Consider the following 11,846-nt stretch of genomic DNA (forward strand, 5'->3'; position numbering starts at 1 on the left):
TACTTTGTCATAACCGCTGGCAAAACTTGCCAGCGGGGCCCGTGCCGGACATCCCGAGCAAGCCATAACAAGCTGCCGGGAGGTCCCACCATGTCCAACATCCGCGTTCTCGCCACCGACCTCGAATTTCCCGAAGGCCCCGTGGTGATGCAGGATGGTTCGGTCGTGTTGGTGGAAATCCGTGGCCAGCGTCTGACCCGCGTCTATCCCGATGGCCGCAAGGAGATCGTCGCGAAGGTCCCCGGCGGCCCGAACGGCGCCGCGCTCGGCCCCGACGGCAAGATCTACATCTGCAACAATGGCGGCTTCTCCTGGATTCCGACCGGCAAGATGATCATGCCGGGGCCGCAGCCCGAGGATTATCTCGGTGGCTCGATCCAGCGCGTCGATCTGCAAACGGGCAAGATCGAGACCGTCGTCACCAAATGCGGCGAGCACGATCTGCGCGGGCCGAACGATCTGGTATTCGACAAGCACGGCGGCCTCTGGTTCTCCGATCTCGGCAAGCGCCGTCCCCGCGAGATGGATGTCGGCGGCATGTACTATCTCAAGCCCGGAATGAAGGAGATCGTCGAAGTCGTGCACGGCGTGCTGCCGGCCAACGGCATCGGCCTGTCGCCGGACGAGAACACCGTCTACATCGCGGAGACGCCGACGGCACGGCTCTGGGCCTATGAGCTCTCGGCGCCCGGCACGCTGAAGCCGCGCGAGGTGATCTATCGCGGCGAGCGCGGCAAGCCGATCTGCGGCCTTGGCGGCTACCAGATGTTCGACTCGCTCGCGGTGGAGGCGAATGGCAATGTCTGCGTCGCCACCCTGGTTTCGGGGTGCATCTCGGTGATCGCGCCCGATGGGACCCTGGTCGAGCAGGTCCCGACCGGCGACCGCGTCACCACCAACATCGCCTTCGGCGGCCCCGAGCTGAAGACCGCCTATGTCACGCTGTCCGGCAAGGGCGAGCTGATCGCCATGGACTGGCCGCGCGGCGGTTTGCCCCTCAATTTCCTAAACAAGTAAACGGTGCTAGTGACCGTCATTGCGAGCGCAGCGAAGCAATCCAGGAATGCGTCCGCGGTGACAATCTGGATTGCTTCGCTGCGCTCGCAATGACAACGGAGAGTCTCTCAAATGCCCTGGCCTGATCCCATCACCCTGCGTGGACAGCACGCCCGTCTCGAGCCGCTGTCGAAAGAACATCTCCCGGGGCTGACGGAGGCCGTGAAGGACGGCGAGCTGTCAAAGCTCTGGTACACCGCGATCCCGTTGCCTGAGAACATGGGCAAGGAGATCGACCGCCGCCTCGGCCTTCAGGCGGCGGGCTCGATGCTGCCGTTCACGGTGTTCGATGCCGGCGGCAACATCGTCGGCATGACGACCTATATGAACATCGATGCCAACAACCGTCGCGTCGAGATCGGCTCGACCTGGTATGGCAAGAGCGCGCAGCGCGGCCCACTCAACACCCAGTGCAAGCTGCTCCTGCTCCAGCACGCCTTCGAGACGCTGAACTGCATTGCGGTCGAATTCCGCACGCATTTCTTCAACCACCAGAGCCGCCGCGCCATCGAGCGTCTCGGCGCCAAGCAGGACGGCATCTTGCGCAGCCATCAAGTCGCGCCGAACGGCACGCTGCGCGACACCGTCGTGTACAGCATCACGGCGGCAGAATGGCCGACGGTGAAGGCGCATCTCAACTACCAACTCAACGAAAAGCCGCGCTAGGGGCGGCCGGGGCACCATGGATAGATTTGACTACGTGATCATCGGCGCGGGCTCGGCCGGTTGCATCCTTACCTCCAGGCTCAGCGAAGATCCTGATATCAGCGTCTGCGTGCTCGAGGCGGGCCCGAACGACTGGCACCCCTACATCCATCTGCCGGCGGGTTTCATCAAGACCTTCCACATGAAGAGCATCAACTGGGCCTACCAGCAGGAGGTCGGGCCCTACACCGGCGGGCGCAGCATCTACGCGCCGCGCGGCAAGACGCTGGGCGGCTCGTCCTCGATCAACGGCCACATCTACAACCGCGGCCAGCGCATGGATTTCGACACCTGGGCGCAGATGGGCAATCGCGGCTGGGGCTATGCCGACGTGCTGCCCTACTTCAAGCGCCTGGAGAAGCGGGTCGGCGAGGGCGACAACAATTTTCGCGGGCGCGACGGCAATCTCACCGTCACCACCATGGACTGGCGCGATCCGCTCTGCGAAGCCTTCATGGAAGGCGCGGTCTCGCTCGGCATTCCCCGCAACCCCGACTATAACGGCGCCAAGCAGGAAGGCGTCTCCTACTGCCAGCGCACCATCGACAAGGGCCTGCGCGTGTCAGGCTCGACCGCGTTCCTCAAGCCCGCGATGAAGCGGCCCAACGTGCATGTGCACACCCATGCGCATGCGACCGAGATCATCTTCGAAGGCAAGCGCGCCGTCGGCGTGCGCTACACCAGGGGCGGCCGCGGCGGCACGCCGGTGGAGGTGCGTGCCAACAAGGAAGTGATCCTCTCCGGCGGCACCTATAATTCGCCGCAGCTCCTGCAGCTCTCCGGCATCGGCTCGCCCGATCTGCTGAACGCCCATGGCATCCAGGTGCGCCACGCGCTGCCGGTCGGCGAAGGCCTGCAGGATCATTACGCCCCACGCACGGTCGCGCGCGTCAAGGACATCAAGACCATCAACGAGCTTCGTCGTGGCTTCTCGCTCTGGATCGAAGCGCTGAAATGGGCGACGGCGCGCAAGGGCCTGCTCTCGCTGTCGCCGACCATGGTCTATTGCTTCTGGCACTCCGGCGAGAGCGCTGACTCATCCGACCTCCAGCTCACCTTCACGCCGGCAAGCTACAAGGAAGGTGTGCAGGGCCAGCTCGAAGACGAGCCCGGCATGACGGTGGCCTCCTGGCAGCAGCGCCCGGAGAGCCGCGGCTATGTCCGCATCCGCTCCAATGATCCGTTCGCGCCGCCGATCATCCAGACCAACTATCTCGACGACGAGCTCGACCGCCGCGTCATCGTCGGCGGCATGAAGCTCGCCCGGCGCCTTTTGAAGAGCGCGCCACTCTCGCCTTACTACGCCTACGAGGATTTCCCCGGCCCGAACGTTAACACCGACGACGAATTTTTGCATGCGGCGACCGAGCGTGGCACCACCACCTTCCACCCCGGCTGCACCTGCCGCATGGGCCCGGCCGACAGCACGTGGGCAGTGGTCGACGACCAGCTCCGCGTTCACGGGCTGGAGGGCCTCCGCGTCATCGACGCCTCGGTGATGCCGCGCATGATTTCGGCGAATTTGAACGCAGCCACGATGATGATCGCGGATCGTGCCTCGGACCTCATCCGCGGCAAGGCGCCGATGGAAGCCGCGCGGATTCCGGACGCGGCGGTGGCGTGAGGGTGTCTTCGCCTCTCCCCACTTGCCGGGAAAGGCCGGATCGCATCGGAGATGCGATCCGGGTGAGGGCGAGTCTCCGCGAGTCGGGAGACAGCCGATGGACATCGGTGCGATCGTCGAACAGCTGGAAACCGAATGGGATACGAATGGCTTCTTCGATCGTGTCCGCAACGGTGATTATGACGCCGTCCGGCGGCAAGCCGTCCTCGCAACCCTGCGTATGATCAGTATAGGCGATGAAGAGACGGTACCAAAGCGCTTGGTATCCTTGCTTTGGTATCTGCCGTCCTTTCTGGTTTGGCAGACCAAACGGATCTCTGAGAGAGGTGGTGATCGTATCGCCTACGAGCGTTTTGTGACCGAGGTTCTCAATACTCTGCAAGAGGTTCTTGGTGTTCCCTAGGGCGATCCGCGTAGGGTGGGTTAGCGTAGCGTAACCCACCACTGCTGCCGATGCGGAAACGAAAGAGTGAGTTACGCTACGCTGACCCACCCTCCGAGCATTAGCGGCCCTCGAAGGGCGATAGCCCCTCTACATCTTGGCCCTCCATCCTTCGAGGCCTGCGGTGCGGTGCTGTGCCCCACACTGCTCGCACCTCAGGATGACGGGAGAGGCAGTGGCTTACACTTCCCGCCGGCTCAAGAACGCCAACCGCTCGAACAGATGCACGTCCTGCTCGTTCTTGAGCAGCGCGCCGTGCAGCGGCGGGATCAGCTTGCGCGGGTCGCGTTCGCGCAGCTGCTCGACGCTCATGTCCTCGTTGAGCAGCAGCTTGAGCCAGTCCAGAAGCTCCGACGTCGACGGCTTCTTCTTCAAGCCGGGCACCTCGCGCACCTCGAAGAAGATGCGCAGCGCTTCCTCGACCAGGCGCTTCTTGATGCCGGGGAAGTGGACGTCGACGATGCGGCCCATCGTGTCGGCGTCGGGAAACTTGATGTAATGGAAGAAGCAGCGGCGCAGGAAGGCGTCCGGCAGCTCCTTCTCGTTGTTGGAGGTGATCATCATGATCGGGCGCTGCTTGGCCTTGATCGTCTCGCCGGTCTCGTAGACATGGAATTCCATGCGGTCGAGCTCGAGCAGGAGATCGTTCGGGAATTCGATGTCGGCCTTGTCGATCTCGTCGATCAAGAGCACCGGGCGCTGCTCGGCGGTGAAGGCCTCCCACAACTTGCCGCGCTTGATGTAGTTCTTGATGTCGGAGACGCGCGCGTCGCCGAGCTGGCTGTCGCGCAGGCGCGACACCGCATCGTACTCGTAGAGGCCCTGCTGCGCCTTGGTAGTGGACTTGATGTGCCAGGTCAGCAGCGGTGCGTTCAACGCCTTCGCCACTTCCTCCGCCAGCACCGTCTTGCCGGTGCCGGGCTCGCCCTTGATGAGGAGCGGGCGCTCCAGCACGATCGAGGCATTGACGGCGACCTTGAGATCGTCGGTCGCAACATAGTCCTTGGTGCCGGTAAATTTCATTGCGCGTCCTTGTTGGTCGTCATCCCAGGAATTGCCAATTTCTTGGCCCTGGTCGCGACATGGGAACGGCCGCGCATGGCGGCCGTTCCTGGTTCGGTCAGGCTTTCAGGCCCGTCTTATCAGTGAAAGGATGACCAGCACAATCACCGCGCCGATCGTGGCATCTACGATGGCGCCGATCGTGCCGGTGGCGAGCTCGATGTGCAGCTGGGGCAGCACCCAGCTCGCCACCAGCGCGCCGATGATGCCGACGACGATGTTGCCGATCAGCCCAAATCCCGCCCCGTGGACAATCTTGCCGGCAAGCCAGCCGGCGATGGCGCCAATGATGAGCGCCGCGAGAATACCCATGACAAAACGTCCCCGAAACAACCCGTTGAGGCGGTCAATTCTAGAGCAAAAAGCCTCCCGGTCCAGCGTCCCACGCCGGTCTCCGCCCCTTGACGTCCGTCCCCCGAAGGGCAATCTGTCACCCATGTTCCTGCAATTCTTTACGTCTCTGCGCGATGCGCAGGTCCCTGTGACGCTGCGCGAATACCTCACGCTGATGGAGGCGCTCGACGCTGACCTGTCGGACTATTCGGTCGAGAATTTCTACTATCTGTCGCGCACCTCGTTGGTGAAGGACGAGCGAAATCTCGACAAGTTCGACCGCGTCTTCGGCACGGTGTTCAAGGGGCTGGAAAGCCTGCTCGACGCCATGGAGAAGGCGGAGATTCCCGAGGAGTGGCTGAAGAAGCTCGCCGAAAAATATCTCAGCGAGGAAGAGAAGAAGCAGATCGAGGCCATGGGCTGGGACAAGCTCATGGAGACCTTGAAGAAGCGCCTCGAGGAACAGAAGGGCCGACATCAGGGCGGCTCGAAATGGATCGGCACTGCCGGCACCTCGCCGTTCGGCGCGCACGGCTACAATCCTGAAGGCGTCCGCATCGGCCAGGAGAAGAACCGCAACAACCGTGCCGTGAAGGTGTGGGACAAGCGCGAGTTCAAGGACCTCGACGGCAATGTCGAGCTCGGTATCCGCAACATCAAGGTGGCGCTGCGGCGCCTGCGCAAATTCGCGCGCACCGGCGCGCCCGATGAGCTCGATCTCGACACCACCATTCGCGAGACCGCCAATCACGGCTATCTCGACGTCCACATGCGGCCCGAGCGGCGCAATGCGGTGAAGCTCCTGGTGTTCTTCGACATCGGCGGCTCCATGGACTCGCATATCGAGCAGGTCGAGGAGCTGTTCTCGGCGGCGAAGAGCGAGTTCAAGCACATGGAGTATTTCTACTTCCACAACTGCCTCTATGAAGGCGTGTGGAAGCAGAACAAGCGCCGCTTCACCGATCGCACGCCGACTTGGGACGTGCTGCACAAATATCCGCACGACTACAAGGTCGTGTTCGTCGGCGACGCCTCGATGTCGCCTTACGAGATCATGGTGCCCGGCGGCTCGGTCGAGCACGTCAACGAGGAGCCTGGCTCGGTCTGGCTCGACCGCATCATCCGCACCTATCCGCATACGGTGTGGCTCAATCCGGTCGCGCAGAAGCACTGGGACTATTCGGAATCGACCACCATCATCAAACGCATTTTTGCAAACCGCATGTATCCGATCACGATCGAGGGTCTGGAACATGCGATGAAGGAACTGACGCACTAGCTTCTTGTCAATCCGGGGCGATGCGAAGCATCGAGCCCGGGAATCCATCGGGCCGCAGTGCGTGTAGAGAAATGGATTCCGGGCTCGCGCTACGCGCGCCCCGGAATGACAACAAGAGGGAGACCCATATGCCCCAGACCATCACCCGCGGAATCAAGGCGCTGATCGACGAGGCCAATGCCGAGATCGAGACACTCTCGGCCAAGGACGCCATCGAGATCTCCAAGAACGGCGACGTCGTCATCGTCGACATCAGAGATCCCCGCGAGATCGAGCGCGAGGGCCGCATCCCCGGCGCGTTCTCCTGCACCCGCGGCATGCTCGAATTCTGGATCGATCCGCAGAGCCCGTACGCAAAGCCGATCTTCCAGGAGGACAAGAAGTTCGTCTTCCATTGCGCCGGCGGACTGCGCTCTGCGCTCGCGGCCAAGACCGCGCAGGATATGGGCCTGAAGCCCGTCGCCCACATCGCCGGCGGCTACGCCGCCTGGCGCGATGCCGGCGGCCCGACGGAAGCGTGGGAGCCGAAGAAGAAGGGGTAACCCTTCTCGTCATTCCGGGGCGCGACGAAGTCGCGAACCCGGAATCCATTCATCCACCGCCCCCGCTGCACGATGAAATCTGGATTCGTGCTGCGCACGCCCCGGAATGACAAGGAATACTCCGTATGGCCACCGATCCCCTCGTCTCCACCGAATGGCTCGCCGCCCATATCAACGACGCCAACGTCAAGGTGCTCGACGCCAGCTTTAAGCTGCCGGGCGTGCTGCCCCTGCCGAAGGATGATTATCTCGCCGCGCATCTGCCGGGCGCGGTGTTCTTCGACGTCGACGCGGTGTCCGACCATTCCAATCCGTTGCCGCATATGTATCCCAGCGCCGAGCAGTTCGGCCGCGACGTCGGTAATCTCGGCATCGGAAACAGCGACACGGTGGTGCTCTACGACGCCGGCGGTTGGGTCGCGGCGCCCCGCGCTTGGTGGATGTTCCTGGCCTTCGGCCACAGCAATGTCCGCATCCTCAATGGCGGCCTGAAGAAGTGGCGCGCCGAGGGACGCTCTGTGGAGAGCGGCGAGGTCAAGCCGAAGGCCGCGACCTTCAAGGCGAGCTACGATCCGAAGCGCGTGCGCAGCATGCAGCAGCTGGTCGCGAACGTTGAAAGCCGCGCCGAGCAGGTGATCGACGCCCGCGCTGCCGACCGCTTCGAAGGCCGCGCCCCCGAGCCGCGCGAGGGTATCCGCTCGGGCCACATCCCCGGCGCGCGCAACGTGCCATACGTCAAACTGTTCGATGCCGCGACCGGCGTGATGAAGCCGCTCGAAGACCTGCGCGCTGCCTTCACTGGTGCCGGTGTGAAGCTCGACGCCCCGATCGTGACCAGCTGCGGCTCCGGCGTCTCCGCCGGCGTGCTGACGCTCGCGCTCTATCGCCTCGGGATCACCGACACCGCGCTCTATGACGGCTCGTGGTCGGAATGGGGCCAGGAGGGCGGCCCGGCGATCGCGAGCGGGCCGGCGTAAAGAGAGTTGGAGTAAGTCTCAGCGCGTTCGCGCAGCCGTCGTGGCGAGCGTCTGCTGTTGCTGGCCGAACGGATCGAGCGCCTGGTTGACCTGCTGAGGCGGCGGCGCGCGCCGCACGATGCGGTGACGCTTCCTCGGCTTGTGCGCGCGCGGCTTGCTGTCTTGCGTCGCGCGGCCCGCCTTGGGCTTCGCCGGCGCAAGCTCGTTCAGCGCCGCCACCCGGGCGGCTGCGATGTCGCTCACGCGCGAGGCCAGTGCCGGCGTTGCAGTTCGCGGCACATCGGTGGCGGACGTCGCCGGAGCCGACGGCGGGGTGGTAATTGAAACGGTCGTGTCGGCCGGCGTGAGCGTGTCGGTTGGCGCGGGTGCCGCGGCCTCGCTCCTGGCCGGCTCAACAGCCGGCGCTTCGGTGGCGGACGGAGCCGTCTCGACAGCCGGCGCGACGGCGACGAGCTGAGGCTCAGGCTGGGCTTGTAGCGTCACCGCGGCCATCTGCTCGGGCCCGGTCTCGACCGCGGGCTGCCCAATGCTCGGTACCTGATTGGTCAGGACCTGATTGCTCGAGACCTGGTCCGGCATCGCCGGCGCCGCCTCGTTGGCGACGGGCTCGACGCGCAGGGCCGCGAGCACTGGCTGGGCCGGCTCGGGGCTTTGTGCGAACACTTGCTCCTGCGGGCCGTTCCGCCAGGAGGGGTTGCTGACATACTGCTCGTGGCTCGCCCGCACGAGTGCGGCGGCGCCTAGGCCGAACACCAGGATGGAGGTAGACAGCAGGATCGCGGCAAGCAGGAAGCGAAAGCCGGGAAGCATTGACGGGTTGCGAATTTCCGCCCCGGCAGCGTGTGGCCAGGGCCCATGAGCCATCTGAACGCGGTGACGGTACTGAACGCCGCCTTCGCCACGCGGGGATTCGAGCTCAAATCGTGGCGAATCAGGCTGATTCGACCATATCGCAACGTCTTCGCGCCGTTCCGTAAAAATCGGGGTGTTGACTCCGGCAATCTACGGCGCAATGCGATTTTCACCCCGTGATGCAACGGAGCAACTGTGTGCGATTGCATCACAAATCGCACAATCGGCACATATCAGCCTGTTATGTCTTGAATGTGCCGCTATCTTCGGTCATCTGGCCGTCGACGGCTCGGACGGGGCCCGGGACACCACAAGAGCGATGATGATCAAACATTTTCTGACGATATGCGCTGCCGCAACAGTCGCTGCGGCGGGAACCTCGCTCGCACAGGCCCAGAGCTATCCGGTTCAGCAGGCGCCGAGCTATGGCGCTCCGGCCGAATACCGGCCCGGCGACCGCACCCCGAATTTCGACTCTCTGGAAGATGACGACGCGATGCCGCAGGCCTCGCTGCCGCCGCCCGGTCCGGCTGAGGATCCGCGCTACGCTCGCCCTGCCGGCCCGCCGGTCTACTCTGCAGCCCCGCCGCAGGGCCCGGTGATGTCGCCGGATGATCCGCGTTACGGCCGTCCGGCCGGTGCTCCGCCGGTTTATTCCGCCGCTCCGCCGCAGGGGCCGGTGATGTCGCCCGACGACCCCCGCTACGGCCGTCCCGCCGCTCCGCCGGCAGTGATCTACGCTGATCGCCCGGGCCAGGCGCCCGCCAGCGATGGCATGCGTCCGCCGGAAGCCGTCAGTGGCCCCGCCGCGACTGGCGCGGTCCCGCAGCAGGGCGCCGATGGCCGGCCGATGTCGGTCGCCGCGCTGCCGCCCGAGGAGCAGCCTGACGCGGCCCCGGCGCAGCTGGCGCCGAACCTGCGCCGCCAGGAGGTCGCGTTCCAGACCAAGGAGCCGGCCGGCACTATCGTGGTCGATACGCCGAACACCTATCTCTATTACGTCCTCGGCAATGGCCGGGCGATCCGCTACGGCGTTCGCGTCGGCCGCGACGGCTTCACCTGGACCGGCGTGCAGAAGATCACCCGCAAGGCCGAGTGGCCGGATTGGCATCCGCCGGCGGAAATGATCGAGCGCCAGCCCTATCTGCCGCGCTTCATGGCCGGCGGCGAAGGCAATCCGCTCGGTGCCCGCGCGATGTATCTCGGCTCGACCGTGTACCGCATCCACGGCACCAACCAGCCCTCGACGATCGGCAAGTTCGTCTCCTCCGGCTGCATCGGCATGCTGAACGAGGACGTGTCTGACCTCTTCGACCGCGCCAAGGTCGGCACCCGCGTGGTGGTGATGCCGGGCAATCCGCCGCAGGCAACCGCGTCGGCCGCGCCCGGTCCGGCTCCGATGGCTGCCCAGGCTGGCCCGGTCCCCGGCACGCAGCCGACGGTCGTGCCGCCGCTGCCCGCGCCTGTCACCGTGCGCTAAGCGCTTCAAGACAACTGGAATTGAGAAGGGCGTGCCATCGGCACGCCCTTCGTCGTTTGAGATCTGCGTCGATCAGGCCAGCTTCCGCGGCATCTCGTTGCCCTTGGTGAAAGCGTCGATCGCCTCGACCATCTGGCCATAATGGATGCGCAATCCGTCCTCGGTGGCGTAGCCGAGATGCGGCGTCAGCACGAGATTGTCGAGCTTGCGGAAGGGATGATCGAGCGGCAATGGCTCGACCGAGAACACGTCAAGGCCGGCACCGGCTATCCTGCGCTGCTGCAACGCCTCCAACAGCGCAGCTTCATCAACAATGGGTCCGCGCGCGGTGTTGACGAGGAACGCGGTTGGCTTCATCCGTGCAAGATCTGCGCGGCTGACGAGGCCGCGCGAGCGATCGCTCAGCACCACATGGATGGTGATGATGTCGGCCTTGGCAAACAGCTCCTCCTTGGTGGCGTAGCCGACGCCGGCGGCCGCGCACTTCTCCGGGGTGAGGTTCGGGCTCCAGGCGATCACGTTCATGCCGAACGCCTTGGCAATGCCGGCCATCTTGGTGCCGAGCTTGCCCAGCCCAACGACGCCGAGCGTCAGGCCTTCGATCTCGACGCCGGCAAAGGTCTGCCAGGGCTCGCCCGCATGCATGCGCGCATTCTCGCGGCCGATGCCGCGAGTCAGTTCGAGGATCAGGCCCATGGTGAGCGGCGCGGTCGGGTCGCGCGAATATTGCGTGCCTGCGAGCGCTATGCCCTTCGCCTTCACGGCCTCCATGTCGATCGCGGCATTGCGCATGCCCGACGTGAGCAGCAGCTTCAGCTTGGGCAGCTTGTCGAACAGGCTTCTGGGGAACGCCGTGCGCTCGCGCATCGCGCAGATGATCTCGAAGTCAGCGAGCGCGCTGGCCGCGGCCTGCTCCGAGGCGAAGGGATGGCTGAACACAGTGGTGTCGATCCGGTCGGATAGTTTCGACCAGTCGGCGACGTCGAGGGCGAGGTTGAAATAGTCGTCGAGAATTGCACAGCGCAGCCGCGTCATCAGCGTCAATCCATGGCGAGAGGTGACAGCGCCGGGCGGGGCGCCATTGTCGGAACCGGGCCATGGTTGCGCGCAATCAGCCTCGCGCGCAAGCAGTCTGGGTCTTCAAAAATCCGACAGGGACGGGGCGATTCAGCGCGGCTTCAACCGGATCGGCGCATCCATGCCGTGCTTGGCCCGCCAGGCGGGACCGGGGCCGCGCATGTAATGCAATTCGGGCCGGTAGGGGTTGAAGGCGGTGGCGAAGAAGCGCTTCCAGAAACCCTTGATCTCCAGGACGAGCGCGTTGGCGCGACCGGCTTCTGCCGGAACGGGAAGGGAATGAGTCTCGATCAGAGCCATGATGTGGGCCTCGCTGTACTCCCCGTTCATTCTGAGCAGGGGGCGCTGTTACCGCGCGAAACCGAGCTTTGGCCTGATTGATTAAAAGATGGTTTCAATTGTCCGGATATGGGTCCG

General features: G+C 64.5%; 14 protein-coding genes. 9 read left to right on the forward strand and 5 right to left on the reverse strand.

The features are described 5' to 3' along the window. The first annotated feature begins 90 nt into the window (after positions 1–90). The 4 genes from L6639_RS33210 (at position 91) to L6639_RS33225 (ending at position 3,788) form a co-directional block, all read left to right on the forward strand. Positions 91–1,017 carry an SMP-30/gluconolactonase/LRE family protein gene (locus tag L6639_RS33210; RefSeq protein ID WP_237865828.1) on the forward strand — a complete coding sequence of 309 codons (927 nt, stop codon included), beginning with the start codon at positions 91–93 and terminating at the stop codon, positions 1,015–1,017. Positions 1,018–1,128: 111 nt separating this feature from the next. Continuing rightward, positions 1,129–1,722, forward strand: a complete 594-nt coding sequence (locus tag L6639_RS33215; protein ID WP_237865829.1) for a GNAT family N-acetyltransferase — start codon at positions 1,129–1,131, stop codon at positions 1,720–1,722. 16 nt (positions 1,723–1,738) lie between these two features. Then, positions 1,739–3,385 (forward strand): GMC family oxidoreductase, encoded by a 1,647-nt coding sequence (locus L6639_RS33220; protein ID WP_237865830.1) that lies wholly within the window; start codon positions 1,739–1,741, stop codon positions 3,383–3,385. Positions 3,386–3,482: 97 nt separating this feature from the next. Further along, a complete protein-coding gene (locus L6639_RS33225; protein ID WP_237865831.1) occupies positions 3,483–3,788 on the forward strand; it encodes a hypothetical protein in 306 nt (101 codons plus the stop codon). Positions 3,789–4,007: 219 nt separating this feature from the next. Here the strand turns inward: L6639_RS33225 and L6639_RS33230 are convergent, their stop codons facing one another. Both L6639_RS33230 and L6639_RS33235 read right to left on the reverse strand, forming a co-directional pair. Then, entirely contained in the window at positions 4,008–4,850 is an 843-nt protein-coding gene (locus tag L6639_RS33230) for an AAA family ATPase (RefSeq protein WP_008140272.1), read from the reverse strand. 105 nt (positions 4,851–4,955) lie between these two features. After that, positions 4,956–5,201: a GlsB/YeaQ/YmgE family stress response membrane protein gene (locus L6639_RS33235; RefSeq protein ID WP_237865832.1), complete on the reverse strand. Its 246-nt coding sequence runs from the start codon at positions 5,199–5,201 to the stop codon at positions 4,956–4,958. 124 nt (positions 5,202–5,325) lie between these two features. Here L6639_RS33235 and L6639_RS33240 point away from each other — a divergent pair, with 124 nt between their 5' ends. From L6639_RS33240 to sseA, 3 genes are all read left to right on the forward strand, one after another. Continuing rightward, positions 5,326–6,501: a vWA domain-containing protein gene (locus L6639_RS33240; RefSeq protein ID WP_212234810.1), complete on the forward strand. Its 1,176-nt coding sequence runs from the start codon at positions 5,326–5,328 to the stop codon at positions 6,499–6,501. Positions 6,502–6,629: 128 nt separating this feature from the next. Continuing rightward, a complete protein-coding gene (locus L6639_RS33245; protein WP_061027208.1) occupies positions 6,630–7,043 on the forward strand; it encodes a rhodanese-like domain-containing protein in 414 nt (137 codons plus the stop codon). A 125-nt stretch (positions 7,044–7,168) separates the two neighbouring features. Continuing rightward, positions 7,169–8,020 carry a 3-mercaptopyruvate sulfurtransferase gene (sseA, locus tag L6639_RS33250; RefSeq protein WP_237865833.1) on the forward strand — a complete coding sequence of 284 codons (852 nt, stop codon included), beginning with the start codon at positions 7,169–7,171 and terminating at the stop codon, positions 8,018–8,020. An 18-nt stretch (positions 8,021–8,038) separates the two neighbouring features. Here the strand turns inward: sseA and L6639_RS33255 are convergent, their stop codons facing one another. Continuing rightward, positions 8,039–8,830, reverse strand: coding sequence for a hypothetical protein (locus L6639_RS33255; protein ID WP_237865834.1), 792 nt, complete (start codon positions 8,828–8,830; stop codon positions 8,039–8,041). Between the two features lie 45 nt (positions 8,831–8,875). Here L6639_RS33255 and L6639_RS33260 point away from each other — a divergent pair, with 45 nt between their 5' ends. Beyond that, a complete protein-coding gene (locus tag L6639_RS33260) occupies positions 8,876–9,052 on the forward strand; it encodes a hypothetical protein (RefSeq protein WP_237865835.1) in 177 nt (58 codons plus the stop codon). A 142-nt stretch (positions 9,053–9,194) separates the two neighbouring features. Then, positions 9,195–10,352 (forward strand): L,D-transpeptidase, encoded by a 1,158-nt coding sequence (locus L6639_RS33265; RefSeq protein WP_237865836.1) that lies wholly within the window; start codon positions 9,195–9,197, stop codon positions 10,350–10,352. A 72-nt stretch (positions 10,353–10,424) separates the two neighbouring features. Here the strand turns inward: L6639_RS33265 and L6639_RS33270 are convergent, their stop codons facing one another. Together L6639_RS33270 and L6639_RS33275 are read right to left on the reverse strand one after the other, a co-directional pair. After that, a complete protein-coding gene (locus L6639_RS33270; RefSeq protein WP_237865837.1) occupies positions 10,425–11,387 on the reverse strand; it encodes a D-2-hydroxyacid dehydrogenase family protein in 963 nt (320 codons plus the stop codon). A gap of 132 nt (positions 11,388–11,519) precedes the next feature. Continuing rightward, positions 11,520–11,729 carry a hypothetical protein gene (locus tag L6639_RS33275; RefSeq protein ID WP_194466555.1) on the reverse strand — a complete coding sequence of 70 codons (210 nt, stop codon included), beginning with the start codon at positions 11,727–11,729 and terminating at the stop codon, positions 11,520–11,522. Positions 11,730–11,846: the final 117 nt, after the last annotated feature.

The sequence above is a fragment of the Bradyrhizobium zhengyangense genome, assembly GCF_022012555.1.
GTDB classification, from domain to species: domain Bacteria; phylum Pseudomonadota; class Alphaproteobacteria; order Rhizobiales; family Xanthobacteraceae; genus Bradyrhizobium; species Bradyrhizobium zhengyangense.